General features: G+C 69.4%; 21 protein-coding genes and 2 pseudogenes. 6 read left to right on the forward strand and 17 right to left on the reverse strand.

What is annotated here, in order from left to right; genetic code table 11:
- Positions 1 to 18: 18 nt before the first annotated feature.
- Positions 19 to 1,665 (reverse strand): MocR-like pyridoxine biosynthesis transcription factor PdxR, encoded by a 1,647-nt coding sequence (pdxR, locus tag KRR26_RS06790; RefSeq protein ID WP_328707068.1) that lies wholly within the window; start codon positions 1,663 to 1,665, stop codon positions 19 to 21.
- Between the two features lie 103 nt (positions 1,666 to 1,768).
- Between pdxR and KRR26_RS06795 the strand changes: the two genes are divergently transcribed.
- Positions 1,769 to 2,497: an NIPSNAP family protein gene (locus KRR26_RS06795; RefSeq protein WP_217079409.1), complete on the forward strand. Its 729-nt coding sequence runs from the start codon at positions 1,769 to 1,771 to the stop codon at positions 2,495 to 2,497.
- A gap of 25 nt (positions 2,498 to 2,522) precedes the next feature.
- Complete coding sequence (locus tag KRR26_RS06800) at positions 2,523 to 3,029, forward strand: hypothetical protein (RefSeq protein ID WP_217079410.1); 507 nt, start codon at positions 2,523 to 2,525, stop codon at positions 3,027 to 3,029.
- Between the two features lie 9 nt (positions 3,030 to 3,038).
- Here KRR26_RS06800 and KRR26_RS06805 read toward each other — a convergent pair whose 3' ends face one another.
- From KRR26_RS06805 to KRR26_RS06820, 4 genes are all read right to left on the reverse strand, one after another.
- Positions 3,039 to 3,818: a hypothetical protein gene (locus tag KRR26_RS06805; protein ID WP_217079411.1), complete on the reverse strand. Its 780-nt coding sequence runs from the start codon at positions 3,816 to 3,818 to the stop codon at positions 3,039 to 3,041.
- Between the two features lie 51 nt (positions 3,819 to 3,869).
- Positions 3,870 to 4,070 (reverse strand): hypothetical protein, encoded by a 201-nt coding sequence (locus KRR26_RS06810; protein WP_120206116.1) that lies wholly within the window; start codon positions 4,068 to 4,070, stop codon positions 3,870 to 3,872.
- 72 nt (positions 4,071 to 4,142) lie between these two features.
- Positions 4,143 to 4,667 (reverse strand): GNAT family N-acetyltransferase, encoded by a 525-nt coding sequence (locus KRR26_RS06815; RefSeq protein ID WP_217079412.1) that lies wholly within the window; start codon positions 4,665 to 4,667, stop codon positions 4,143 to 4,145.
- Positions 4,668 to 4,715: 48 nt separating this feature from the next.
- Positions 4,716 to 5,135: a DUF4267 domain-containing protein gene (locus KRR26_RS06820; RefSeq protein ID WP_217079413.1), complete on the reverse strand. Its 420-nt coding sequence runs from the start codon at positions 5,133 to 5,135 to the stop codon at positions 4,716 to 4,718.
- A 146-nt stretch (positions 5,136 to 5,281) separates the two neighbouring features.
- On the opposite strand from KRR26_RS06820, the gene KRR26_RS06825 reads away from it, so the two are divergent.
- Together KRR26_RS06825 and KRR26_RS36670 are read left to right on the forward strand one after the other, a co-directional pair.
- The gene (locus KRR26_RS06825; protein WP_217079414.1) at positions 5,282 to 6,265 is read left to right on the forward strand and encodes an AraC family transcriptional regulator; all 984 of its coding nucleotides are present in this window, start codon (positions 5,282 to 5,284) and stop codon (positions 6,263 to 6,265) included.
- 50 nt (positions 6,266 to 6,315) lie between these two features.
- Positions 6,316 to 8,103 (forward strand): hypothetical protein, encoded by a 1,788-nt coding sequence (locus KRR26_RS36670; protein ID WP_233576892.1) that lies wholly within the window; start codon positions 6,316 to 6,318, stop codon positions 8,101 to 8,103.
- Between the two features lie 68 nt (positions 8,104 to 8,171).
- On the opposite strand, the pseudogene KRR26_RS37785 reads toward KRR26_RS36670, so the two are convergent.
- The 6 genes and pseudogenes from KRR26_RS37785 to KRR26_RS06850 all read right to left on the reverse strand — a co-directional run.
- Positions 8,172 to 8,603 (reverse strand): annotated as a pseudogene (locus tag KRR26_RS37785) (glycoside hydrolase family 6 protein); the annotation flags it as partial.
- Positions 8,530 to 8,799, reverse strand: a pseudogene (locus tag KRR26_RS37790) (glycoside hydrolase family 6 protein); the annotation flags it as partial. The pseudogenes KRR26_RS37785 and KRR26_RS37790, both read right to left, overlap by 74 nt.
- A 63-nt stretch (positions 8,800 to 8,862) precedes the next feature.
- Entirely contained in the window at positions 8,863 to 12,330 is a 3,468-nt protein-coding gene (locus KRR26_RS06835; RefSeq protein ID WP_217079415.1) for a methylmalonyl-CoA mutase family protein, read from the reverse strand.
- Between the two features lie 76 nt (positions 12,331 to 12,406).
- On the reverse strand, positions 12,407 to 13,393 hold the full coding sequence (meaB, locus tag KRR26_RS06840; RefSeq protein ID WP_217079416.1) for a methylmalonyl Co-A mutase-associated GTPase MeaB: 987 nt from the start codon (positions 13,391 to 13,393) through the stop codon (positions 12,407 to 12,409).
- A complete protein-coding gene (gene scpA, locus KRR26_RS06845; RefSeq protein ID WP_217079417.1) occupies positions 13,390 to 15,576 on the reverse strand; it encodes a methylmalonyl-CoA mutase in 2,187 nt (728 codons plus the stop codon). The genes meaB and scpA overlap by 4 nt, the downstream gene beginning before the upstream one ends.
- A complete protein-coding gene (locus KRR26_RS06850; RefSeq protein WP_217079418.1) occupies positions 15,576 to 17,471 on the reverse strand; it encodes a methylmalonyl-CoA mutase family protein in 1,896 nt (631 codons plus the stop codon). The genes scpA and KRR26_RS06850 overlap by 1 nt, the downstream gene beginning before the upstream one ends.
- Positions 17,472 to 17,614: 143 nt before the next feature.
- Between KRR26_RS06850 and KRR26_RS06855 the strand changes: the two genes are divergently transcribed.
- Positions 17,615 to 18,373 carry a dienelactone hydrolase family protein gene (locus KRR26_RS06855; protein ID WP_217079419.1) on the forward strand — a complete coding sequence of 253 codons (759 nt, stop codon included), beginning with the start codon at positions 17,615 to 17,617 and terminating at the stop codon, positions 18,371 to 18,373.
- A 3-nt stretch (positions 18,374 to 18,376) separates the two neighbouring features.
- Here the strand turns inward: KRR26_RS06855 and KRR26_RS06860 are convergent, their stop codons facing one another.
- Positions 18,377 to 19,267 carry a LysR family transcriptional regulator gene (locus KRR26_RS06860; protein ID WP_158611467.1) on the reverse strand — a complete coding sequence of 297 codons (891 nt, stop codon included), beginning with the start codon at positions 19,265 to 19,267 and terminating at the stop codon, positions 18,377 to 18,379.
- A 151-nt stretch (positions 19,268 to 19,418) separates the two neighbouring features.
- Here KRR26_RS06860 and KRR26_RS06865 point away from each other — a divergent pair, with 151 nt between their 5' ends.
- Entirely contained in the window at positions 19,419 to 20,627 is a 1,209-nt protein-coding gene (locus KRR26_RS06865; protein WP_217079420.1) for a serine hydrolase domain-containing protein, read from the forward strand.
- Positions 20,628 to 20,636: 9 nt separating this feature from the next.
- Here the strand turns inward: KRR26_RS06865 and KRR26_RS06870 are convergent, their stop codons facing one another.
- From KRR26_RS06870 to KRR26_RS06890, 5 genes are all read right to left on the reverse strand, one after another.
- A complete protein-coding gene (locus KRR26_RS06870) occupies positions 20,637 to 20,960 on the reverse strand; it encodes a Rieske (2Fe-2S) protein (RefSeq protein ID WP_233576891.1) in 324 nt (107 codons plus the stop codon).
- A 50-nt stretch (positions 20,961 to 21,010) separates the two neighbouring features.
- Positions 21,011 to 22,348, reverse strand: coding sequence for a homogentisate 1,2-dioxygenase (gene hmgA, locus KRR26_RS06875; protein WP_217079421.1), 1,338 nt, complete (start codon positions 22,346 to 22,348; stop codon positions 21,011 to 21,013).
- A 30-nt stretch (positions 22,349 to 22,378) separates the two neighbouring features.
- Positions 22,379 to 23,452: a 4-hydroxyphenylpyruvate dioxygenase gene (gene hppD, locus KRR26_RS06880; protein ID WP_120206100.1), complete on the reverse strand. Its 1,074-nt coding sequence runs from the start codon at positions 23,450 to 23,452 to the stop codon at positions 22,379 to 22,381.
- A gap of 196 nt (positions 23,453 to 23,648) precedes the next feature.
- Complete coding sequence (locus tag KRR26_RS06885; RefSeq protein WP_217079422.1) at positions 23,649 to 25,025, reverse strand: hypothetical protein; 1,377 nt, start codon at positions 25,023 to 25,025, stop codon at positions 23,649 to 23,651.
- 55 nt (positions 25,026 to 25,080) lie between these two features.
- Positions 25,081 to 25,398, reverse strand: a complete 318-nt coding sequence (locus tag KRR26_RS06890) for a hypothetical protein (RefSeq protein WP_217079423.1) — start codon at positions 25,396 to 25,398, stop codon at positions 25,081 to 25,083.
- Between the last annotated feature and the right edge of the window lie 15 nt (positions 25,399 to 25,413).

Here is a 25,413-nt window from a genome sequence, read left to right on the forward strand (position 1 = left end):
GTCACGTCTGTTCCTGAGTCACGGCGGCCGAGCCGCGTCGAGCGCCCGGGCCAGCAGCCGCGTCCCCGCGCGAAACGCCTCGGGGCGCACACACCCAAAGCCAAACACGAGCCCCGATTCCCGGCGCCGGCCCAGGAAGTAATCCGACAGCGCGGCCACCTCCACGCCCAGACGGGCCGCCTCATCTCGGACTCGCACATCGGACCACGGCGCCGCGAGCGCCGCACACGCCTGCATGCCCGTGTCACACGGCCGAGGCGTCAGCGCCCCTGCACAGTCCGCGCGCAACGCATCGAGCAGCGCCTCACCGCGCTCGCGGTAGGCCACGCGCATCCGGCGCAGGTGGCGAGCGAAGTGCCCTTCCGAGAGGAAGGCCGCGAGCGCCGCCTGCTCCAGCGACGAAGCCGGAGCCGACGCGGTGGACCGAGCCGCGGCAAAGACATCCACCCAGGCGGGCGGCGCGATGAGGAAGCCCAACCGGAGCCCGGGGAACATCGACTTGCTGAACGTGCCCACGTACACCACGCAGCCCCAGTCATCGAGCCCCTGGAGCGCGGTGAGCGGGCGCCCCCGATGTCGAAACTCGCTGTCGTAGTCGTCCTCGATGATGACCGCGCGCGAGCGCTTCGCCCACTGGAGCAGCGCCATGCGGCGCGCGAGGCTCAACGTGGAGCCCAGCGGATACTGATGCGAGGGCACCACCACCGCGGCGCGGGCCCGAGGCGCACGGGTGATACCCACGGCCACATCGAGCCCCTCCGAGTCCACGGGCACCGGCACCGGCTTCGCCCTCGCGGAGAGCACCGCGCGGCGTGCGCCTGCGTATCCAGGGTCCTCAATCCACACGGAGTCTCCTGGCCGCACCGCGAGCCGGAGGACCTCATCAATGGCCTGTTGGGTCCCTCCCGTGATGAAGACCTGCGCTGGAACACAGTGCACCCCCCGCGCGGCGGAGACATGCGTGGCGATGGCCTCGCGAAGGGACGCGTGACCGGCGGGGTCTCCCCCGTCGAGCAACGCGGTGCTCGCCCGAGAATGCACACGAGACACCGTGCGTCCCCACAACGCGGTCGGGAACAGGTCGAGCGCGGGCACTCCGGGCCGGAAGGCACGAGGCGCGGAGCCCAACCGCGGTGCCCCCACCGGTGAGGCCACGACACCTCGCGCGGTGACACCCGGCCGCGGCCCGAGAACAGCTCGCCCGCCGACCGGACTCACGTCCTCCAAGGGATGCAGCCCGGCTCCAGCGCGGTCCGCGCCTGGGGCCCGCCCCCGCGCGGAACGAACAGCCACCTCTGCGGTGAGCCACGTGGAGCGCGCCGGCTCGGAGGCATGAGCGTGGTTGGAAGCAATGGACGCGGAGCCGCGAGCCGCACGGGTCCGACTTCGGGACTCCGGGATGATTGGCAGCTCGGGCGCGACACGCGTGCAGGAGCCAGCGCGAGCCACCAGATACCCCTCGGCCGTGAGGGCATCCACCGCTTGGAGGACAGTGCTCCGAGCCACATCCAGTTCGGCCGCGAGCTGACGGGAGGACGGCAGCCGCAGACCGGGTGCCAGCGCGCCGGACAGGATGCGGGCTCGAAGGCCCTCGAAAATCTGCTCATGGAGGGGAACGGTCGACTGCGCGTCGAGGCGCAGCAGCAACGAGGAGGCGACACCCACGGAGGTCTTCAACTGGTATGGCCGATTCGCACGAAAGTGGTCTTTGTGACCCTACCAGTCCTGGGGCAAGGATGCGCCCAGCCCCACTCCCCTGGAAGTCACCATGTCGGCCCTCGGCTCTTGTTGCTCGGTCCTCGAACTGCGCCAGTACACGCTCCACCCTGGCCAGCGCGACGTGCTCATCTCCCTCTTTGAACAGCACTTCATCGAGACGCAGGAAGCCGAGGGGATGCATCTCATCGGGCAGTTCCGCGACGAAGAAAAGCCGGACTGCTTCGTGTGGATGCGTGGCTTCCGCGACATGGAGTCACGCCGGGACGCGCTCCGCTCGTTCTACGGAGGCCCCGTGTGGAAGGAGCACCGGAACACGGCGAACGCGACCATGGTGGACTCCGACAATGTCCTGCTCCTGCGTCCGGTCGGTGAGCACGGCGGCCTTCCGCATCCCAGCCAGCCTCGGCCTCCATTCGGAACAGACGTGCGCCCCGAATCACGCGTGGAGCTCACCCTCTGCTACCTGAAGGCCCCCGCCGACCTCACGCTGCTCACCCATTTCGAACAACACGTGCGTCCAGCGCTCGGGAGTATCGGCGCAGCGCCTCGCGCGCTGTACCAGACCGACGCCCGTGAGAACACCTTCCCCGCCCTGCCCGTGCGCACGGGAGAGCAGGTCTTCGCGTGGCTCACGGTGTTCCCCAACCGCGAACACCCTCACGAGCACATGCGGCGCCGAGCGGAGTCCGCGCCCTGGCGCGAGTCCCTCCAACCATGGCTGGGCGCGCCGCTGGAACATCTGAGCCTTGCCCCGACCGCCCGCTCGGAACTGCGCTGAACACGCCCGCGAAAGGATTTGCCCCATGAAGCCCCTTCCCCTTCTGCCTACGGGCACCGTGCGTGACTTCGACTTCGTCATGGGCGAATGGACGTGCGTGAACCGCAAGCTGAAGCAGCGGTTCGTCGAGAGCGATGACTGGGACGTATTCACATCGAAAATGCGCTGCCAGCCGCACCTGGGCGGCCTGACGAACGTGGAGGAGACAGACTTCGAGCCCGGCTTCTCGGGCATGGCGTTGCGCACCTTCGACCTGAAGGCGCGCCGCTGGTCCATCTACTGGATTGACAGTCGGAGCGGCGTGCTGCTCCCACCCGTGCTGGGAGGCTTCACGGGCGACGTCGGCCTCTTCTACGGCGAGGATACGGACGGAGGCCGGCCCATCCAAGTGGTCTTCCGGTGGACGCGACTGGGCTCTGACCGCGCACGTTGGGAGCAGGCATTCTCCCTCGACGGAGAGGTCTGGGAGACCAACTGGGTGATGGAGTTCACCCGCGTGGCGAAAGACGCAGCGCCCCTCGTGCGCGCCTGAGCGACGCCCTCAGAAGTCGACGCCCATTCCCAAGTAGAGCCCGAGGAGCCCACCATCGCGCGCGTGTGCCGCCAGCGCGCCCGCGTGGTCCAAGTAGATGCCGCGCGCGCCGCCCCGCACCACCAAGGCGCCCACGTGCGCCGCCAGCCCCGCGGTCCCGTCCACCTGTCGGTAGGGAAGCGGGGTCACCATCGCACGAAGCTCCACGTCGAGCGGTCCCCATACGCAGCCCTCGAAAGACAGCCCCGCCATGGGACCGAGTCGGTCCTTGTCAGGCGCCAGCAAAGCGCCAGCGCCGGCCTCCAGGCGGAGCCGAGCAAACTCGGAGGCCAGGAGCGCCCACGAGATCCGAAGCTCCGTGAGAACCAAGGCCGAGCCCAACTGACGACTCCGGGGCGACGACCGCATCCATCGCGCCGCCACGCCCAACCGCCCCAAGTCCATCCCCAGGAAGAAGTCCACCGCGCTGCCGTCTCGCAGCAACAACGCCTGGGCTCCGGTCCGAATCGTCAGGGGCTGCGCGTGGCGCAAGCCGAGCCCCTGATCCAACGGCGCCATGTCCAATCGCTCGCGATGCGTCCCGCCGTCCCGAAGCGCATAGACCAATCCCTGAACCAGGGCTTCGGCCACCGGCTTCAGCAGCTCGCCGATCGCGCTGTTGTCATGGAGGGTGGACGAGGGCCGCCCCTTCGGGGGCGTCGCGGGCCCGGGGAACGCCTGCACCGAGGGGCCAGCGAACAGGAGCACCCACAGCATCACACGAAGGATGGAGCTGGACCCGGAGACCATGGGGCAAAGCATACCGGGGAATTCACGAAGCCGAACACCACGCCCGCACGCCTAATTCTGAACGGCGAGGATGCGCCATGTCCGCACGTCCACGGCGTAGGTAGCGCCCATATCCAGAGCAATCCCATCCTGGACGCAAGCCCCCTGCTTGGGCGTGAAGGCGACCAGGACCACATCGTCGCTCAGCGACTTCGCCAGGGCGTCAATGGACGCCCTCGCATCAGGGAAACCCTTCTCGAACACGGCACGCATCCATGGCCATCCGTTGCGCGCCTCAAGGACTGCCCGCATCGTGCATGCGCTCAGAGCAGCGATTTCCCCACCTCAGCGCAAGCGGGCGTAGAGGTACTGGTCTCGGACCCGACCATCCTTCACGGCGCTTCGGCGCAGCAATCCCTCGCGCTGAAAGCCTGCCTTTTCCAACACGCGGCATGACGCCGTGTTGTCCGCGAAGGGGAGTGCGAACAGACGGATGAACTCGAAGCGCTCGAAGCTCGACGTGCAGAACGCGCCGAGCGCCGCCGTCACGATGCCGCGTCCCCACATCGCCGGTCCAATCCAATACCCGACCTCCGCCGAGTACCTTTCGATGTCCGTGCCAGGAATCAGCCCCATCGAGCCCACCGCCATTCCGTCGACCTCGATGGCGAGGTTCAACGACTGGGCGTCACCGGCGGCATGGCCGATCCACCACGCAGCATCCGCTTCCGTGTAGGGATGCGGGAAGCGGTCGCGAAGACTGCTCCACACGTCGCGATGGTTGGCGTGCTGAACCAGCGACGCCTCGTCCCCGAGCCTCCAGGGACGCAGGACACAGGGACCACAGTCGATTCGAAGCGGCGGGGCCATGACCCCACCCTTCCCAAAAGCTCCGTCGCGATTCAAGGCGCGCCCGACTCAAGCGCTGCGCACCGCACTCGGGCGCAACAGCGCGGCGGCGAGCACCACGCCGTAGACGACCGCGCTCCCGTGAACCATGAGCGCATAGGGCACCGAGGTCCCCGCCTGCACCACCGTCAGGGCATCCACCGTGGGCATCACGATGGAGGCCAGGACAAAGGCCCCCGCCGCCAGGCGCTGCCGGACCGCCACCAATCCGAAGATCCCCAACGCGATTCCCAGGTCACGCCCCGCCTTCACATGCATCCACGGGATGGCCTCGGTGCCCGTGAGAGACAGGCCAAACCCCTTGGCCGCTTCCACCGGGTTCAACACCCCGTTGATGCTGAGGAACAACATGAAGGCCCCCAGGATCAAGGTGAACACCGCGGTGGGCGAGGTGAGCTTCCAGGACAACTTCGTATTCGTCGAGGTCATGTGCGTCTCCGAGGGAGTGGGTGCGTCGTTGATGAGCGCAATGTGCCGAATCCGGCCCTCACGCACCATTCGCCCGCCGCTCAACCTTTTGCCTGAAACGCTCACCGCCTGAGCGTTTCTCGCATGCGCCTGTTACCTTCTCGGGCATGGACCTCTCGCATCCCTCGGACCTGCTCGGGCACATCATGGAGCGCACCCGCCTGCGCGGGCAGCTCTACTGTCGCACCGTGGCCCGCGCGCCCTGGGGACTGCGCCTCCCCTCCACCTCCACCGCGACCCTCCACCTGGTCATCGCGGGCACCTGCCACTTGACCCAAGGTCCCGAGCACGTCCCGCTCGGCCCCGGCGACCTCGTGCTGCTTCCCCGAGGCGAAGGCCACACCGTGGCCGACTCCCTCCGCAGCCCCAAGGTCAACCTGGACGAGTGGCTGGCCACGCGCGGCCAGAGCGCTTCGTCGTACCTGCTCGGTGGAGCCGGCGTGGAGTCGCGGCTCATCTGCGGCTTCTTCGCGTTCGAGGACCCGGGCGCGCACCCCGTCATGAAGCTGCTCCCAGAACGGGTCCACCTCCGGGGAGCCTCCCCTGAAGCGCGCGAGCTGCTCCCCACCATCGCGCTCCTGGAACGCGAGTACGAGCGCGCGGAGCGAGGCGCCTCCCTCGTCGCCTCGCGACTGCTCGACGTCCTCTTGATTCAAATGCTGCGCGCCTGGGCGGACGCGCAGCCTCCCGGCGGCGCGGGATGGCTCGGGGCACTCGGAGACCGGACGCTCGCGAGCGCCCTGGGCTGGATGCACGCGGAGCCCGGGACGCCCTGGACCGTCGACACGCTCGCGCACCGCGCGGGCACGTCGCGGGCCACGCTCGCGCGCCGCTTCGCCAGCGAGGTCGGGATGGCGCCACTCGAATACCTCACGCAGCTGCGCATGCAGGAGGCCGCGCGCCGGCTGCGAGACACCCAGGAGGGCCTCGCCGCCATCGCGGGCCACGTCGGCTACACCTCGGAGTTCGCCTTCAATCGCGCCTTCCGCCGCATCATCGGCGTCCCGCCCGGCGAGTACCGCCGGAGCCAGCCTCGGGAGGGGATTCCTTCCGCATCCCCGAAGCCCTTCACTTCCCGTCCCAGCGGATGACCTGGCGGGACCTATCTCGTGGGGGCACCACGCTGATAGATACTTGAAACATGGATACCACCTCCTCGCCGACCTCCAAGGGTTGGTCGTTTCGACGCTATTTCTGGATTTCAGTCGCGGCCGCGGGCCTGCTGAGTCTGCTGACCCTGAACAGCGGCCTCATGTTCGACGACTACGTCTGGCTCGGCGTCTGGGACAACCTGGTTCAGCCCGCGCCGCTGGCCAACACGCACTTCGACGTGTACCGCACCGCGACGGGAATCCCGGAGCACACCGCGGCGATGTCGCATGCCGGCATCTTCCCGTGGTGGGTGGAGCCCCATGTGAAGCTGGCCTTCTTCCGGCCGCTGGGCAGCGCGATGTATGGCCTGGACCACCTGCTCTACAACCGCGTCGTCCTCGCGTACCACGTGCACTCGCTGCTCTGGTACGTGGGCCTGGTGATGCTGGTGGCGCTGCTGTTCCGGCGCGTGCTGCCCACGTCCCTGGCCGCGTTCGCGCTGTTCCTCTTCGCCATCAACGGCTCGCACGCGGCGGTGGTGGGCTGGCTGTCCTACCGCGTCCTGCTGATGTCCATGCTGTTTGGAACCCTGGGCATCTGGTTCCACATCGAGTGGCGCGAGCGTCAGCGCAAGGGCGCGCTGGTGGGCTCGCTCATCGCCTTCGCCCTGGGCCTCGCGAGCGCCGAGACGACGCTCATCATGATTCCGTACATGCTGACCTATGAGGCCTTCATCGGGCCGGGGAATCGGGCACAGCGCATCAAGTCGCTCATCCCGTTCGGCGTGCTGATGGCGGGCTACTTCGTGATGTACCGCGCGCTCGGCTACGGCGCGGCGCACCAGGACACGCACCTGGATCCATTCGGCGCGCCGGCGCAGTGGTTCACCGCGATGTTCGACCGCGTCCCCGCCGCCATCGCGGGCCTGACGCTCAGCGCGCCGGTGGACTACATCCTCGACTCGTCGTTCGTCCCGATGTTCCGGCTCATCGGCCTGGGCGGCCTGACGCTGTTCTCGCTGGTGCTGTGGGGCGTGTGGCCCCTGGTGGAGCAGGAGGAGCGGCGTCTGGTGAAGTGGATGCTGACCGGCTCGTTCCTGTCCACGTGGCTGGCCAGCTCGCCGCTCGCCGGTTCGCGCACGCTCTTGGTGCCCAGCCTGGGCATGGCCGTGGGGCTCGCGGTGGTGCTGAGGGCCGCGTGGCGGGGCCGCGCGCGGGCGCTCCGTCCGGCGCTGGTGCTGGTGGGCGCGGGCGTGCTGTTCCTCGCGGACGTCCTGGCCTCGCCGTACGTCTGGACCCAGACGGCCAATGCCTACCAGAACATGAGCGAGGTGTTCCTGCGTGTGCACAAGCGCTACGAGGAGGCGCTCGACCTCAAGGAGCTGCCGAACCAGCGCCTGGTGGTGCTCAACTCGCCGGGCGGCACGATTGGCATCTACGCCTCCGTGCAGTGGTGGTCCACGGGCATGCCGCTGCCGAAGAACTGGTGGGTGCTCTCCTACAAGGCGGAGGACCAGGAGGTGACGCGCACGGGCCCCAACTCCATCGAGCTGTCGCTGCCCAAGGGCCAGCACTACCTCAACATGCTCGAGGAGCGCATCTACCGCGGCAAGAACTACCCGGTGGCGCAGGGTGACGAGTTCGACATGAAGGGCATGAAGGCCCGCATCGTCGAGGCGGACGCGGAGGGCCCCACGCGCATCTCCTTCACCTTCGACGTGCCGCTGGAGGACCCGTCGCTCAAGTTCGTCCACTGGAAGAACCGCAAGGTGCACACCTGGACGCCGCCCACCCTGGGCGGACCTGGGGCAACGCTGAACGCCCTGAAGGCGGACTGACGCGCGGGTGAGCTGAGAAGAAGCGCGCGGTGCTGGCAGTCATTGGCGCGGGGCCTCGGGTCATCGGGGCCATTGCCGTTGCGGCTGGTGTCCACCACGAACGGCGGCGTGTAGCCGTAGCGCGTGTTGAGCGACGCATTGACCGCCGCCCCGGGCGTCGTCGAATCGGCGGTGGTGGAGACGTCGGACACGCCCACCGCGAAGCCTCGGATGTTGTGCGCACCCGCTGACTCCGGCCGCTGCGCCATGGTGTCCGCGGCGCTCCACGGCGCGTTGCCGCCATCCAGGTAGGCCAACATGTTGGGCGCGTGGTCGCGGAACTGCTCGGTGGCGTAGCGCACGCTCCGCGTCGCTGGGGAGGCAGTCGACCTGGGCCGCCGCGTCCGGCTCGATGATGACCACGGCCGGTCGATTGCCAATGCCAGACGCGAAGGCGGCGATCCACGCCGGATACGCGGCCGCGCTCCCCGCGCCACCGGGGGACTGGCCGCCGCAGTCACGGCCGGGGACGTTGTACGCCACGAGGAGGGGCAGCGTGTCCGCCGCGCCCACGTAGCTCGACACCGCCGACGCGATGTCACCGCTCCAGTTGCCGAACCACTTCGCGCCCGGCTTGCTCGCGATGGACGACTGATGCTGGCCGCGCGCGCATCCCCACCGTTCTGACTCACCCAGTGCGCCGAGTTGCGGTCCCACGAGGACAGCCGCACCATCCCATTCTGGGGAAGCGGGACCGGGGCGCGTGAACGCCCCGACGGCTCACATGTTGCGGCGGTACTGCCCACCCACGTCGTAGAGCGCGCGGGAGAGCTGGCCGAGCGTGCACACCTTGCAGGCGTCCATCAGCGCGGCGAACACGTTGCCGTGGTCCAGCGCGGCGCGGCGCACGGCCTCCAGCGCGGCGGGGGCCACCTCCGCGTTGCGCTTCCAGAAGGCGTCGCGCGCCGTGATCGCGTAGTCCTTCTCCTCCTTCGTGGCGCGGATGACCTCGGGCGGGGTGATGGTGGGCGAGCCCTTGGGGTCCAGGAAGGTGTTCACGCCGACGATGGGCAGCGTCCCGTCGTGCTTGAGCGTCTCGTAGTAGAGCGACTCCTCCTGAATCTTCGAGCGCTGGTACATGCGCTCCATGGCGCCCAGCACGCCGCCACGCTCGGAGATGGCGCGGAACTCCGTCATCACGGCCTGCTCCACCAGGTCCGTCAGCTCCTCGATGATGAACGAGCCCTGGTTGGGGTTCTCGTTCTTGGACAGACCGAACTCCTTGTTGATGACCAACTGGATGGCCAACGCGCGCCGCACGCTCTCCTCGGTGGGCGTGGTGATGGCCTCGTCGTAGGCGTTGGTGTGCAAGGAATTGCAGTTGTCGTTGAGGGCGAGCAGAGCCTGCAACGTGGTGCGGATGTCATTGAAGGCGATCTCCTGCGCGTGCAGGCTCCGCCCGGATGTCTGGATGTGATACTTCAGCTTCTGCGAGCGATCATTGCCGCCGTACTTGTCTCGGATGGCCTTGGCCCAGATGCGCCGCGCCACGCGACCGAGCACCGCGTACTCGGGGTCCATGCCGTTCGAGAAGAAGAACGACAGGTTGGGCGCGAAGTCGTCGATGTCCATCCCGCGCGACAGGTAGTACTCGACGAAGGTGAAGCCGTTGGCCAGCGTGAAGGCCAGCTGGGAGATGGGGTTCGCCCCGGCCTCCGCGATGTGGTACCCGGAGATGGACACCGAGTAGAAGTTCCGCACCTTCTGGTCGATGAAGTACTGCTGGATGTCGCCCATCAGCCGCAGGGCGAACTCCGTCGAGAAGATGCAGGTGTTCTGCGCCTGGTCCTCCTTGAGGATGTCCGCCTGCACCGTGCCGCGCACGTTCTGCAGCGTGGACGCGCGGATGCGCTCGTAGACGTCGCGCGGGAGCACCTCGTCCCCGGACACCCCCAGCAACAGGAGCCCGAGTCCGTCATTGCCCGCGGGCAGGTCGCCCTGGTAGCGGGGCCGAGGCACGCCACGCTTCTGGTAGAGCGCGTCGATGCGCTTCTCGACCTCCTCCACCTTCCCGTTGGCGCGGATCCACTTCTCGCACTGCTGATCCACCGCGGCGTTGAGGAAGAAGCCCAGCAGCATCGGCGCGGGCCCGTTGATGGTCATCGACACCGAGGTGGACGGGTCCGCCAGGTCGAAGCCCGAGTAGAGCTTCTTCGCGTCGTCCACGTTGGCGATGGACACGCCCGAGTTGCCCACCTTGCCGTAGATGTCCGGGCGGTGGTCCGGGTCCTCGCCATACAGCGTCACCGAGTCGAAGGCGGTGGACAGGCGCTTGGCGGGCAGGCCCCGGGACACGTAGTGGAAGCGCTTGTTGGTGCGCTCCGGGCCGCCCTCACCGGCGAACATGCGCGCGGGGTCCTCGCCCTCGCGCTTGAGCGGGAAGACGCCCGCGGTGAACGGGAAGGCGCCGGGCGCGTTCTCCCGCAGCAGCCACGTGAGGATGTCGCCCCAGTCCTCGTAGCGAGGGAGCGAGATCTTCGGGATGCGCAGGTGCGAGAGCGACTCGGAGATGAGGTCCAGCTCGATGACCTTGTCGCGCACCTGGAACTGGTACTTGGACGCCGCGTAGCGCCGCTTGGTGGCGGGCCACTCGGAGAGCAGGCGACGGCAGTCCGCCGCGAGGCGGGACTCCAGGTCCTGGTACAGCGCCACCAGCTCCCCCAGGTACGCGGGCTCGCCCTCCACGCGCTCGGTGACGTGCACCACGTCCGAGGCGTCACGGGGCTCCACAATCTCCAGGCGCTTCTTGCCCACGTTGGTGCGCAGCGCCTCGATGGTGCCGTGGAGCTGGTACATGCGCCGCGCGATGGCGGCCTGGTCGCGGACGAACTGCTCGTACTTCTCGCTGTTCTCGACGATCTCCGCCAGGTAGCGGGTGCGCTCGGGCGGGATGATCCACTTCTTCTCGCTCATCCCCGGCGTGGCCACCGCGTGGGACTGGAGCGGCGCGCCCGTCTTCTTCACCACCGTGTCGATGATGGCCCGGTAGAGCTGGTTCATCCCCGGGTCGTTGAACTGCGAGGCGATGGTGCCGTACACGGGCACCGCGTCATCCGCGAGCGTGAAGGCGTTGTGGTTGCGCTTCCACTGCTTGCGCACGTCACGCAGCGCGTCCAGCGAGCCGCGCTTGTCGAACTTGTTGATGGCGATGACGTCCGCGAAGTCGAGCATGTCGATCTTCTCGAGCTGCGTCGCCGCGCCGTACTCGGCGGTCATCACGTAGAGCGACGCGTCCGAGTGCTCGGTGATCTCCGTGTCCGACTGGCCGATGCCGGAGGTCTCGACCACGATGAGGTCGAAGCCGGCGGCCTTGCAGATGTCGATGGACTCGCCCACGTGCTTGGACAGGGCGAGGTTGCTCTGCCGCGTGGCCATCGAGCGCATGTACACGCGCGGGTTGTCGATGGCGTTCATGCGGATGCGGTCACCCAGCAGCGCGCCGCCGGACTTGCGCTTCGAGGGGTCCACCGACAGCACCGCCAGCGTCTTGTCCGGGAAGTCGGTGAGGAAGCGGCGGACCAGCTCGTCCACCAGGCTCGACTTGCCGGCGCCGCCCGTGCCTGTGATGCCGAGCACCGGCACGCGCGGGGCCGAGGCCAGGTTCTCGGCGAGCGCGGCGCGCAGCGACTCTCCGGCCGACGCGAAGTTCTCCGCCACGGTGATGAGCGAGGCGAGGCGGGCGGGCTCGCGCTTCTTCGGCGCGGCGAGCGCGGGCGCGAAGTCCGGCGTGCGCTTCTCGAAGTCGCACTGGGACACCAGGTCATCAATCATCCCCTGGAGGCCCATGGCCCGGCCGTCATCCGGCGAGTAGATGCGGGTGACGCCGTAGCGGTGCAGCTCCTCAATCTCGGTCGGGAGGATGGTGCCGCCGCCGCCGCCGAAGACCTTGATGTTCGCCCCGCGCTCGCGCAGCAGGTCGATCATGTACTTGAAGAACTCGACGTGACCGCCCTGGTAGGACGTGAGCGCGATGCCCTGCGCGTCCTCCTGGATGGCGCAGTCGACAATCTCCGCCACCGAGCGGTTGTGCCCCAGGTGGATGATCTCCGCGCCGGACGCCTGCATGAGGCGGCGCATCACGTTGATGGCGGCGTCGTGTCCATCGAACAACGATGCCGCGGTCACGATGCGGACGTGGAAGCGGGGCTTGTAGGGCGAGGGAGCAGTGGTCGGCTGGGCGTTTCGCACGGCGCGTACACTAAGAGTGGCGCGAATGCCGAGGCAAGGGATTGGGACGCGCGTGCGGGATACGCGACGCGGGCCGTCATCCCGCTCGCGTGCTCGGCAAGAAAGCGTCCAGGACACGCAGTGCGGCCGACGTGGGCGTCGCACGACCCTCGCGCACGTCCGCCTCCAACGCGGGCACCAGCGTGGACACCTGGGGATGGGCTCGCAGGGCCGCCCGCAGGCCGTCCTGCACCATGGCCCACATCCAACCCACCTGCTGTGAGCGGCGACGGCGGCCCAGCTCGCCCGAGGCCTCGCGGCGCCCCACCTGCGTCTCCACCGAGGCCCACAGCTTCGCGATGCCCGTGCCCTCCATCGCGCTGCAGGTGGTGACCTCGGGCTCGGCGCCCGGACGCATCAGGTGCAGGGCGGCGCGGTATTCGGCGCGGGCGCGCTCGGCGCGCGGCTGGTTGTCGCCGTCCGCCTTGTTGATGGCGAGCATGTCCGCCACCTCGAGGATGCCGCGCTTGATGCCCTGGAGTTCATCCCCCGCGCCCGCGAGCATCAGCACCAGGTAGAAGTCCACCATGTCGGCGACGACCGTCTCCGACTGGCCCACGCCCACCGTCTCCACCAACACCACGTCGAAGCCGGCGGCCTCGCACAACAGCAGCGTCTCGCGCGTCTTGCGCGCCACGCCGCCCAGCGTGCCGCTGGAGGGACTGGGGCGGATGAAGGCGGTGAGTTCGCGCGACAGCCGCGCCATGCGCGTCTTGTCTCCGAGGATGCTGCCACCGGACACCGTGCTGGACGGGTCGATGGCGAGCACCGCCACGCGCTTGCCCTCACCGACAAGGTGCATGCCCAGCGCGTCGATGAACGTGCTCTTGCCCACGCCCGGCACGCCGCTGATGCCCACGCGACGGCTGCCGCCCGTGTGGGGCAACAGCCGCGTGAGCACCTCCTGCGCGAGCGCCGCGTGGCGCGGGTGCTCGCTCTCCACCAACGTGATGGCGCGCGCGAGCACGGCGCGGTCTTGCGCGCGCACGCCCGCCACATAGTCATCCGCCGACAGCGGCCTCACGCCTCCCCCAGCGCCGCCGTCAGCTTGTCGAGCAGCTCGATGGCCGCCTTCGCGATGACGGTCCCGGGCCCGAAGATGGCCGCCGCGCCCGCGGCGCGAAGCGCGTCGTAGTCCTGCTCGGGGATGACGCCGCCCACCACGACCATGATGTCCTCGCGGCCCAGGTCCTTCAGCGCCTGCTTGAGCTGCGGCACCAGCGTGAGGTGACCCGCGGCGAGCGAGCTGGCGCCCACCACGTGCACGTCGTTCTCCACGGCCTGACGCGCGGACTCCTCGGGCGTCTGGAACAGCGGCCCGATGTCCACGTCGAAGCCCAGGTCCGCGAACGCGGTGGCGATGACCTTCTGCCCGCGGTCGTGTCCGTCCTGCCCCATCTTCGCGATGAGGATGCGCGGACGCCGGCCGAACGTGGCGAGGAACGCGTCTGCCCGCGCGCGCGCATCGGCGATGCCCTGCGCCCCACCCGCCTCGGCGGAATACACCCCGGACACGCTGCGCACGGTCGCCTCGTAGCGCCCGAAGACCTTCTCGAGCGCGTCGCTGATCTCCCCCACGGTGGCCTTCGCGCGCGCCGCGTCGATGGCCAGCGCGAGCAGGTTGCCCTCGTTGCGCCGCCCCGCCTCGGTGAGCGCGTCCAGCCGACGGCGCACCTCATCCGCGTCGCGCTCGCGGCGCAGCTCGCGCAGCCGGGCAATCTGGGCCTCGCGCACCGCCGAGTTGTCCACCTTGAGGATCTCGATCGAGTCCGGGCGCTCGGGCGGATACTTGTTCACGCCGATGATGGCCTGACGGCCCGAGTCGATGCGGGCCTGCGTGCGCGCCGCGGCCTCCTCGATGCGCAGCTTGGGCAGCCCCGCCTCGATGGCCTTGGTCATGCCACCCAGCGCCTCGACCTCCTGGATGTGTCCCCACGCCTTCTGCGCCAGCTCGTGGGTGAGCCGCTCCACGTAGTAGCTGCCGCCCCACGGGTCGATGACGCGCGTGGTGCCGCTCTCCAACTGGAGATAGAGCTGCGTGTTGCGCGCGATGCGGGCGCTGAAGTCCGTGGGCAGCGCGATGGCTTCATCCAGCGAGTTGGTGTGCAGGCTCTGCGTGTGGCCCTGCGTGGCGGCCATGGCCTCCACGCACGTGCGCACCACGTTGTTGTAGACGTCCTGCGCGGTGAGGCTCCATCCAGACGTCTGGCAATGCGTGCGCAGCGCGAGGCTCTTGTCGCTCTTGGGCGAGAAGTCCTTCAGGAGCCGCGCCCAGAGCATGCGCGCCGCGCGCATCTTGGCCACCTCCATGAAGAAGTTCATCCCGATGGCCCAGAAGAACGACAGGCGGGGCGCGAACGCATCCACGCCCAGGCCCGCGGCGAGGCCCGCGCGCACGTACTCCACGCCGTCCGCGAGCGTGTAGCCCAGCTCCAGGTCCTGCGTCGCCCCGGCCTCCTGCATGTGGTAGCCGCTGATGCTGATGCTGTTGAAGCGAGGCATCTTCTCCGCCGTGAAGCGGAAGATGTCGCCAATGATTCGCATCGAGGGGGCGGGCGGGTAGATGTACGTGTTGCGGACCATGAACTCCTTGAGGATGTCGTTCTGGATGGTCCCGCTGAGCTGCTCCGGCTTGACGCCCTGCTCCTCCGCCGCCACGACGTAGAGCGCGAGCACCGGCAACACCGCGCCGTTCATCGTCATCGACACGCTCATCTGATCGAGCGGGATGCGATCGAACAGGATGCGCATGTCCTTGATGGAGTCGATGGCCACGCCGGCCATGCCCACGTCACCCGCCACGCGCGGGTGGTCGCTGTCGTAGCCCCGGTGCGTCGCCAGGTCGAACGCGATGGACAGGCCCTTCTGCCCCGCCGCGAGGTTGCGACGGTAGAAGGCGTTGGAGGCATCGGCCGTGGAGAAGCCGGCGTACTGCCGCACCGTCCACGGCTGCTGCACGTACATGGTCGCGTACGGGCCGCGCACGAAGGGCGGCAGACCGGGCAACGAGCCCAGGTGCTCCACGCCGTCCAGGTCCTCGCGCGTATACGAGGGCTTGACGGGGATGCCCTCGGGCGTCACCCAGCGCTCGGCGGCGCGCGTGGCGTCGGCGGCCTGCTGGCGCTGCGCATCGAGCGTGGCCGGAGTGGCCCGCGTCTCGGGAGCGTCGAAGTCGACGCGGGAGAAGTCAGGAACGGAAGCGCGCATCACGACACCCCGAGCTGCTGGTGCAGCGAGGACAGGAGCGCGACCAGGTCCGCTCCCGCGAAGAGGAAGAGGTCCACACCCGCCGCGCGGAACGCGGCCTCGTGCTCGCCAGGACGTCCGGCCACCGCCACCACGCGCGCACCCTTCGCCTTCAGCGCGGCGCTCAGCGCGGGCACCCACTCGGGATAGAGCGCGTCCGGTCCAGAGATGACCGCGAGCGAGGCGCCCGAACTGGCGAACCCGTCCACCGCCGCCGCGACATCCGCGAAGCCGTGCTGGTCGCGCGTCTCGATGCCGCCCACCGCCAGCGCGTTGGCCGTCCACATCGAGCGCGTGGTGTGCTCGGCCACCGTGCCCAGGCTCGCCATGAACGCGCGCGGCCGGACCCCGTGGGCCGTCTGGTATCGGTCGCTCGCGTCGCGCAGCGCCTCGAACGACTCGGACAGTCGCACCGGCTGCAACGGCAGCGCGCTCCCCGCCTTCACGGTGCTCACGTCCGATGCGGGCCGCGGCGCTCGGCGCACGGCCGCCTCGCCCAGGTGCGGGAACTCGCTGACGCCCACGAGCGGCAGCTTGCGCGTGCGCAGGGCCTTGTCTCGCGCGACGCGCGTCTCGGCGAGCACACGGGCGATGTCGCCATCCACGAGCGCGCGGGACATGCCGCCCAACGCCTCGATGCGCCGCAGCTCCGTCCAGGCCGCGCGGGCGAACTCACCCGTGAGCTGCTCCAGGTAGTAGCTGCCGCCCGCGGGGTCCGCCACGCGGTTGAGGCTGGACTCATCGCGAAGGATGAGCTGGGTGTTGCGCGCCAGCCGCCGCGCGCCCTCGTCCGGCGCGCCGAGCGTCTCATCGAAGGGAGACGTGCTCACGCTGTCCGCGCCCGCCACCACCGCCGCGAAGGACTCCGCGGTGGCGCGCAGGATGTTGACCCACGGGTCGCGCTGCGTCTTCGTCCCGCTCGCGGTGCGCGCGTGCAGCACCATGGCCTGCGCCTCGGGCGAGCCACCCGACGCGGCGACGACCTTGGACCACAAGAGCCGCGCCGCGCGCAGCTTGGCGATCTCCGGGAAGAACTGCCCGCCCACCGACAGCGCGAACTGCACCGAGCGCGCCGCGACCTCCGGCGACACGCCCGCGCGCTCCAGCGACCGCAGGTACTCCACGCCCGTGGCGATGGCCCACGCCAGCTCGTGCACCGGCGTCGCGCCCGCCTCCGCCACCGCGCGCGATGAGACAAGCAGCACACGCAGCCCGGGCGCGCTCTCGCGCAGCGAGGTCACCCTCGGCGCCGCCTGGGCCAGCACCGCGTCCAAGCCCCCCGTCAGCACGCCCGTGCGAGCCAGGGTGCCCAGCGGATCCACCCCCAGACAGCCGCGCAGGGACGAGCGCGCGACACCCTTGCGCTCCGCGGCGCTCAAGAAGAAGCCCGCGGCGGACAGCCCCTCCGTCTCCGACTCCAGGCAGACCGGGGTGCGGTCCAAGGGCACCGGCGCGAGCAGCCGCGCCATGGTGTCCGCGTCCGGGACGGAGATGCCGTGGGGCGCCCCCAGGCAGAGCCACACGCCGGTGGCGCCGCGCTCGAGGTCCACGCGCATCGCCTCGGCGGCGCTCGCCACGTCCGGGCCCGCGTACTCCTGGCAGACGCTCCAGCCGCCCTCGGTGAGGCCGAGCGCCTGGGTGCCGCGCAGGTAGGGGGCGACGCCCGGCGGCTCGGGGGGCGGCGCCTCGGCCGCGTCCTGCCGTGAGTAGAGCGGCTGCTGGGTCAGTCCGCCCTCGAGCGTGGACTGAAGCGACGTGAAGGGCTTGCCCTTCAGGTCCTTGTCCACCAGCCGGCGCCAGTCCTCCAGCGAGGGGGCCGGGAAGACCGAGGCGATGTGGAGAGGCACTTGCGACATGCTGCGTCCTCGCAAAGAGAAGGCGCCGTCCAGGGGACCGCGCCGTCCCTCCCCCATAGGCGCAATGGGGCGGCGGAGCAATGGTGAGGTGGGCCTCGCCGTCCGCGCCATGCATGATGGGGCCCCCCTCTAGGAGTCACGCCATGCCACGCGAGACCGTCGCCCTCTCCACCGCAGATGGCCCTTGCCAGACCGGGGTCTTCACGCCCGAGGGCGCGGGCCCCTGGCCGGCGGTCCTCTTCCTGATGGACGCCCCGGGCCCACGCCCCGCGCTGTTCGACATGGCCGAGCGGCTCACGCGCCACGGCTACCTCGTGCTGCTGCCAGACCTGTATCACCGCTCCCCGGAGCCCTACACGCCGCAGTCCATCCGCGACCTCATGCGGACCCCGGAGGGCGAGCGAGCGTGGCGCACCCTCTATTTCGACAAGGCGATGGCGCCGGCGAGCTTCCAGACCGACCTGCGCGCGATGCTCGACTTCCTCTCGACCCGGTCGGACGTGCGCCCCTCGGACGTGGGCGTGACGGGCTACTGCATGGGCGGCAATCTGGCGATTCGGGCCGCGGGGCTCGCACCCGAGCGCGTCGTCGCGGCGGCCTCGTTCCACGGCGGCTACCTGGCGACGGACAGCGCCGCGAGTCCCCACCTGCTCGCGCCGCGGATGAAGGCGCAGGTCTACGTGGCCTGCGCGGACAACGACCGCTCGTGCCCGGACGACATGAAGCAACGCCTGGATGAGGCACTGAGCGCGGCGGGCGTGGTGCACACCGTGGAGACCTACGCGGGCGCTCGACATGGCTTCGCCGTGCCGGGCAACCCCACGTACGACGAGGCCGCCAGTGAGCGCCACTGGAAGGCCCTGCTGGCTCTCTTCGAGCGCACGCTGCGGCCCCGCGCGTAACGCTCAGGCGGGATTGAGCTCACTGGCGCGCCGCTCCAGTTCGCGCACGGCGTAGTCGATGAACGCGCGGATGCGAGGGGTCTCTCGCAGATCCGCGTGGACCCCCAGGCGAAGGGGCAACACCGGGCCGGGCCGTGGTGTCGCCACCCGGCGCAGCATCGGGCGCGCGTCCGCCAAGATGCGCGGCAACACCGCCAGCGCCTCGCCCGCCTCAACGACCGCGAGCTGCGAGCGGATGCTGTTGGTGCGCAGGTTGCGTCGGGCCTCGGGAACGACCATGCACAGCCAGCCCGACAGGGACAGCTTCCCGGGCAGGTCGTTCAGCAGGACGACCGCGTGGCCCGCGCCCCCCACCGCGAAGTCCGGTGTGCCGTGCGCCTCCAGGTACGCCTGCGAGGCGTACATCGCATACGAGACGTCAGCGACCTTCCGCTCGATGAGCGACTCCTCGTCGAACGAGCCGAAGCGGATGGCGATGTCCGCCTCGTGGCGCGCGAGGTTGAAGCGGCGCCTGTCATTGATCAGATCCAGGCTGACCAGCGGGTGCTGCGCACCGAACCGCGCCAGGAGCGGCGCCACCACGTAGTCCCCGAGCCAGTCAATGCTCGTCACCGTGATGTTGCCCTCCAGGCCCGTGTCGCGCGCGGCCACGCGCCGCTCGATGGCCAGCGCGCCCTCCTCCATGCGCTCCAGGCTCTCCGTGAGCGCGGCGCACAGGGGCGTCGGGGTCAATCCGCCCGCGCCTCGCTCGAACAGCTTCACGCCCAGGGCCTGCTCGAAGGCATCCAACCGGCGCCCCACGGTGGGCTGCGTGGAGCTCAGGGTCCGAGCCGCCGCGCTCAAGGAGCCCTGCCGCACCACGGCGAGCACGATTCTCAGGTCGTCCCAATCCATGTCGCCCCAGCCACGTCCACAATCCGCCCGGTCATATACGGTTTCGTATGAGGGCCCTACGGAATCATGGGCGGAAGCGCGCGGCGCGAAACCGTACATCTGCCTGCGTTCGGGAAGCGCGCTCCCCGCGCCTCCCTCCAGGAGCCTCACCATGCCCTCCGCCGTCGCCAGCCTCACCCTCGCCGCCACCCTCGGCCTCGCCCCATCCGTCCCCACCGCCCAGGCCACGCCGCTCACGTCGCGACTGGACCGCGCCATCGACCGCGCGCTCGCGGAGCACCGCATCGTCGGCACCGTGGTGCTGGTCGCGAAGGACGGGAAGGTGGTCTACCACCGCGCCGCGGGAGACGCGGACCGCGAGGCGCACCGCCCCATGCGCGAGGACTCGCTGTTCCGCCTCTCCTCGCTGACCAAGGCGCTCGTCTCCACCGCCGCGCTGGCCATGGTCGAGCGCCATCAGCTCGACCTGGATGACCCCGTCACGAAGTGGATCCCCACCTTCAAGCCCAAGCTGGCGGATGGCACCACCCCAGTCATCACCGTGCGACACCTGGTGACGCACACCGCGGGCCTCAGCTACGGCTTCATGGAGTCCCCGGACGGCCCGTACCACCACGCGCAGGTCTCCGACGGCCTGGACGCACCGGGCCTCGCCATGGAGGAGAACCTGCGGCGCATCACGTCCGTGCCGCTGTCGTACGCGCCGGGCACGCGCTGGGGTTACTCCGTCGCCACGGACGTGCTGGGCGAGGTCCTCGCCCGCGCGGCCGGCGTCCCGCTGCCTCAGGTGGTGGAGCGGTTCGTGACCCGGCCGCTGGGCCTGAAGGACACGGGCTTCCAGGTGCGCGACGTGCCCCGGCTCGCGGCGGCCTACGCCAACGCGACGCCCGAGCCGGTGCGCATGGGCGAGGAGCATGTGGTTGCCTTTGGCCCCAGCGGCGTGCGCTACGCCCCGGGCCGCGTGTTCGACCCGCGCTCGTTCGCCTCGGGCGGCGCCGGCATGGTGGGCACCGCCACCGACTTCATGAAGTTCCTGGAGGTGCTGCGTCAGGGCGGCGGGAAGGTGCTCACCGAATCCACCACGCGGCGGATGATGGTGCCGCAGACGGCGCCGGAGACCGAGTCCCTGGGGCCAGGCTGGGGGTTCGGCCTGGGTGTGGGCGTGCTGGTGGATCCGGCCAAGGCGCACAGCCCGCAGCCCGTGGGCACCGTGCAATGGATTGGCGCGTACGGGCACACGTGGTTCATCGATCCGACGAACCACCTGACCGTCGTCGCGCTCACCAACACGGCCATCGAGGGCATGGCCGGACAGTTCCCCAACGACATCCGCGACGCCCTCTACGACGCGAAGCAGTGAGACCCGCGCTCAGGCGGTGCGCACCACACCGCCCACCACCTGCACCGGCCACGGCGTGAGCCGCGCGCCCGAGCACGGCCCGCCCACGCACAGCCCATCCTCGGGTTGGAACAGGGCGCCGTGCCACGAGCACGCGATGAGGCGCCCGTCCGGAGTGAGGTAGTCATCCAGCTTCTGCGCCAGCGGCAACCCGGCGTGAGGGCACCGGTCCACGTACCCCCACACCGAGTCCCCGCGGCGCACGAGGAAGCCATGGAAGAAGGCCTCCCCAATCTGGAGCACGAGGTTGCGCGCGCCCGGGTCTCTCAGCGAGTCCAGCGTGCACAGCCCCACGTTGGCCGGCGTGGAGAAGACCCGCGCGCGGCCCTGCGTTGAATCGGGACTCAGGGCAGCCTGGCCTTCTGGAAGCCCGACCAGCAGTGGTCGTAATCGGACTGGAGCGCGGCCGTCTCCATGGCGAAGCGCGTGGGCCGGATGACCCAGCGCGACTCGAACATGAAGGCGAGCGTGTCCTTGATCTTGTGCGGCTGGAGGTCCACCCGCACGGCCTGCTCATAGCTCGACTGGTCCGGACCGTGGCCGCTCATGCAGTTGTGCAGCGACGCGCCGCCCGGAGAGAAGCCCCCGGCCTTGGCGTCATAGGCGCCGGTCACCAGCCCCATGAACTCGCTCATCACGTTGCGGTGGAACCACGGGGGCCGGAACGTCTTCTCCGCCACCATCCAGCGCGGCGGGAAGATGACGAAGTCGCAGTTGGCCGTGCCTGGCACCTCGCTGGGCGAGGTCAGCACCGTGAAGATGGACGGATCCGGGTGATCGAAGCTCACCGTCCCGATGGTGTTGAACCGGTTCAGGTCGTACTTGTACGGGGCCAGGTTGCCGTGCCACGCCACCACGTCCAGCGGGGAGTGGTCGAACTCGGAGACCCACAAGCGGCCCTGGAACTTCTGCACCACGCGCGTGGGGCGGTCGATGTCCTCATACGCCGCGACGGGCGTGAGGAAGTCGCGCGGGTTGGCCAGTCCGTTCGAGCCGATGGGCCCCAGGTCCGGCAACCGGAACGGCGCGCCCAGGTTCTCGCAGATGTAGCCCGCCACCGGGCCGTCCGGCAGCTCGGCCCGGAAGCGCACGCCGCGCGGCACCACGCCCACGTCACCGGGCACCAGCTCCAGCACGCCCATCTCCGTGACGAGCCGGAGCCGGCCCGCCTGCGGAACGAGGAGCAGCTCGCCATCGGCGTTGAAGAAGACCTTGTCGGTCATCGACCGGTTGGCGAGGTACAGGTGGATGGCGATGCCCGCGCCCGTGCCCGGGTCGCCGTTGCCGGCGTAGGTGACGAGCCCCTCCACGAAGTCCCGAGGCTCCGTCGGCATCGGCTGCGGACTCCAGCGCAGCCGGTTGGGCGACGGCGGAACCTCATCGAACGGGCCGCCCCGCAGGAGGCCCTGCGGATGCGGCTGGAACGGCGGATGGTTCGCGCTCGGGCGGATGCGGTAGAGCCACGAACGCTTGTTCTCGCGGCGCGGCGCCGTGAAGGCCGTGCCCGAGAGCTGCTCGGCGTACAACCCGTAGGGCGTGCGCTGCGGCGAGTTCTGTCCCTGAGGCAGCGCTCCGGCCACCGCCTCCGTCGCGAACTCGTTGCCGAACCCTGAGAGATAGCCGCCCGACGCGGGCTTGAGGCCCGAACCGGGTACCGCCCGTGCTTCCGTGTCCGTGGTCACCTGAGTCTCCTCCGAAGCGCGCCGAGGGATTTACCGCGCCGGGTCGACCTTGATGACCCCGCGACGAATCTGATCCAACTCGATGGACTCGAACAGGGCCTGGAAGTTGCCGTTGCCGAAGCCCTCGTTGCCCTTGCGCTGGATGATCTCGAAGAAGATGGGCCCGAAGAGGTTCTCGGTGAAGATCTGCATGAGCAGGCCTTCCTTCTCGTTGCCGTCGATGAGGATGCGGTTCTTGCGCATCCGGGCCAGGTCCTCGCCGTGGTTGGGGACGCGCTTGTCCACCAGGTCGTAGTACGCGTCCAGGGTGTCCTGGAGCGCCACGCCCCGCGCGCGCAGCCGCTCGACGGTGCCGTAGATGTCCGGCGTGGTCAGCGCGAGGTGCTGGATGCCCTCGCCGTTGTACTGGCGGATGAACTCCTCGATCTGCGACTTGTCATCCTGGCTCTCGTTGAGCGGGATGCGGATGGCGCGGTCCGGGGCGATCATCGCCTGGCTGAACAGACCCGTCGCCTGGCCCTTGATGTCGAAGTACTTCTGCTCGGTGAAGCCGAAGATGCGGTTGTAGAAGGTCGACCAGGTGCGCATCTGGCCCCGGCGCACGTTGTGCGTCAGGTGGTCCAGCGTCTCGAGCCCCACGTTGTTGCGGGCCTCGGCCTCGACGGCGCCCGGGATGGGCTGCCACGCGTCGTAGATCGAGCCCTTCGGGCCGTAGCGGTCGACGAGATACAGCAAGCTGCCGCCGATGCCCTCCAGCACATAGGAGCCCTGCCCCAGCGCGCCGCGCGAGGGGTCCGCCGCCTTCGCGCCACGCTCCAGCGCCAGTTCGTAGGCGGCGCGGGCGTTCTCCACGCGGAACGCCATGCCGCTCGCCGAGGGGCCGTGCGCCGAGCGGAACTCGGCGGCCTGTCCGGTGGGCTCGCGGTTGATCAGCAGGTTGATGTCACCCTGCTTGTAGCGAATGAGGTCCTTGGTCGGGTGCTTGGCGTTGGCCGTGAAGCCCAGCCGCTCCAGGAGCTGCACCATGACCTCGGGCGCGGGGCCCGTGAACTCCACGAACTCGAAACCGTCCAGCCCCAGCGGGTTCTCAGGGGTAATCGCCATGGCACCGCCTCCATCCGTGTCCTGGGAGCGCCCGAACGCAGGGCTCCGTCTGACTCGAACGTAAGAACGGGCACTCTCCAGCGAAAGTACAAAGATGGGCCAGAGATTGTCAGGGGATTGCACTGACGCGACGGCCCCACACGCGCGGTCTCAGCCCACCTTCGCGCACCCTCCAGAGGGGCACGCCCCGCAAACGTCAGCGATTGAACGGCGTCTCCTGGATCCAGTTGAACCCTCGACTCACGAGGAGGAAGCGCGACTCGTCCACCTTGCGCAGCCGGACGGCGATGGGGGTGTCCCGGACCGTGCCCACCATCAAGAGGTGCTCCGCATCCATGACCGTGTAGTGGAAGCTCAGCGAGGTCGCGGTGGGACCCGAGCCGTCGCGCAGGACGAGCGACTGTGCCTGGGGATCCATCTCGGCGGTGAAGCGCAGCATCGCGTCCCCCACCGTCCGGACCCACACGCGATTGCGCAGGACGACGGCGACGTAGCGCCAGGGTAGCGGGCCCTCGCGCAGCATCAAGGCGGGGGCCTGTCCCTCGGACGGCACGGACTCCACCTCGTAGAGCCCGTAAAGCGGGGGCTTGGGAGCCGCCTCGCCGTACTGGGTGCGGAAGTCCAAGGCCTCGCCCACGTTGGTCCACACCAACCACCCGACCACGAGGAGCTTCAGTCCTCGCAGGCCCCATGTCTCTCGCGCCGAGAAGACGAAGGGCGGCGCCAGCGCCACGGCGCGCGTCGCGCGGTTCAGCACCAGCACGTCCGCCAGCCGGCGCAGGTCCGGCAGCAGCAGGAGCACGGCGAACAACAGCAGGTGCGAGGAGTAGATCTTGACCGGGACGTCGTAGAAGAAGTTGAGCGCCACCACGTTGGACATGACGCCCACGACGACCAGCGCTCCCAGCGTGGTGGTGCGGCGCGAGAACAGCAACAACCCGCCCAGCACCTCGGCGCTGCCGGTGAAGAGGTTGTAGCCGGTGGAGTACCCCATGAAGGTCCACAAGAGGCCCATGGGCGACAGCTCTCCCAGCGGCTCCATCAAGCGCCCGGGGCTCGGCGCGGGGAACTGCAACTTGATGACCTTCGCCATGCCGTAACTGAGCATCGCGGCGGCGAGCACGTAGCGCACCAACGTGCGCAGCACGTCATGGGCTTTCACATACTGGGGGCGGCGCCAATCCCAGACAGACCACGCCGCGGTCACGGCGCCCGCCAGCGTGAGGTACAGCAGCAACTGCACGTAGTTGTACGTGGTGTCGCCACTGCCGTTCTGGAAGGTGGTGATGTCCGCCCCCAGGCGCAGCACGTGCTTCCCGAGCCACGGCACCACGACGTGCCAGACCTGGTCATTGAGGAACCGGGAGACGAGGTCTCCGCTCGGCAGCGACTCCATCAACAAGGAGAAGCCGTAGAGACAGACGTAGGCGCACGCGAAGCGGAAGGCGAGGCGGCTCGCGAGGCTCCACGCAGGCGGAGGCGCGGGCTGCGGGGGCTCCAGGGGGGCGGACTCCCCTCCTGCGTGAACAGCGGTGGGCTCGAGACCGACGGGCTGCGGCACGGCAGGGGTCATGGGACGCTCCTGGCGCAAGCATAGTCAGCCGCGCCAGCGCACCCAATGACACCCTTCAACCCGCATCATTCGTGAACAACCACATCAGGTGCTCCGCGAACTGCGGAAGCGTCTTCACCTCGGGTGGCGCGGCGAGATAGTATTTGCGCTCGTAATCCTCGACGTCGCCGGGGCCCAGCGCGCGGTCACCCACGTCGAGGCTCACGTCATAGAGCTGCTTGAACTTCTCGATGTCGAACGGCTCACGCCCCGACGTGGCGCGCGCCTGACGGATCGCGGCCCGCTCTTCCTCACGGCGCTTGTCGCGGGCCTGCCGCAGCTCCTTGAGGGTCTCCTCGGCGGTCTTCGGTACGAACTTTCCTTCAGTCGTCATGGCTGTTCCCAGTCG

This window comes from Citreicoccus inhibens (assembly GCF_019039035.1).
GTDB lineage: Bacteria > Myxococcota > Myxococcia > Myxococcales > Myxococcaceae > Citreicoccus > Citreicoccus inhibens.

Excerpts from the sequence above, each read along its gene's own strand:
- KRR26_RS06795 (WP_217079409.1), top strand. The coding sequence starts at position 1,769 with ATGTCGGCCCTCGGCTCTTGTTGCTCGGTCCTCGAACTGCGCCAGTAC.
- KRR26_RS06800 (WP_217079410.1), top strand. The coding sequence starts at position 2,523 with ATGAAGCCCCTTCCCCTTCTGCCTACGGGCACCGTGCGTGACTTCGAC.
- KRR26_RS06805 (WP_217079411.1), bottom strand. The coding sequence starts at position 3,818 with ATGGTCTCCGGGTCCAGCTCCATCCTTCGTGTGATGCTGTGGGTGCTC.
- KRR26_RS06810 (WP_120206116.1), bottom strand. The coding sequence starts at position 4,070 with ATGCGTGCCGTGTTCGAGAAGGGTTTCCCTGATGCGAGGGCGTCCATT.
- KRR26_RS06815 (WP_217079412.1), bottom strand. The coding sequence starts at position 4,667 with ATGGCCCCGCCGCTTCGAATCGACTGTGGTCCCTGTGTCCTGCGTCCC.
- KRR26_RS06820 (WP_217079413.1), bottom strand. The coding sequence starts at position 5,135 with ATGACCTCGACGAATACGAAGTTGTCCTGGAAGCTCACCTCGCCCACC.
- KRR26_RS06825 (WP_217079414.1), top strand. The coding sequence starts at position 5,282 with ATGGACCTCTCGCATCCCTCGGACCTGCTCGGGCACATCATGGAGCGC.
- KRR26_RS36670 (WP_233576892.1), top strand. The coding sequence starts at position 6,316 with ATGGATACCACCTCCTCGCCGACCTCCAAGGGTTGGTCGTTTCGACGC.
- scpA (WP_217079417.1), bottom strand. The coding sequence starts at position 15,576 with ATGCGCGCTTCCGTTCCTGACTTCTCCCGCGTCGACTTCGACGCTCCC.
- KRR26_RS06850 (WP_217079418.1), bottom strand. The coding sequence starts at position 17,471 with ATGTCGCAAGTGCCTCTCCACATCGCCTCGGTCTTCCCGGCCCCCTCG.
- KRR26_RS06855 (WP_217079419.1), top strand. The coding sequence starts at position 17,615 with ATGCCACGCGAGACCGTCGCCCTCTCCACCGCAGATGGCCCTTGCCAG.
- KRR26_RS06860 (WP_158611467.1), bottom strand. The coding sequence starts at position 19,267 with ATGGATTGGGACGACCTGAGAATCGTGCTCGCCGTGGTGCGGCAGGGC.
- KRR26_RS06865 (WP_217079420.1), top strand. The coding sequence starts at position 19,419 with ATGCCCTCCGCCGTCGCCAGCCTCACCCTCGCCGCCACCCTCGGCCTC.
- hppD (WP_120206100.1), bottom strand. The coding sequence starts at position 23,452 with ATGGCGATTACCCCTGAGAACCCGCTGGGGCTGGACGGTTTCGAGTTC.
- KRR26_RS06885 (WP_217079422.1), bottom strand. The coding sequence starts at position 25,025 with ATGACCCCTGCCGTGCCGCAGCCCGTCGGTCTCGAGCCCACCGCTGTT.
- KRR26_RS06890 (WP_217079423.1), bottom strand. The coding sequence starts at position 25,398 with ATGACGACTGAAGGAAAGTTCGTACCGAAGACCGCCGAGGAGACCCTC.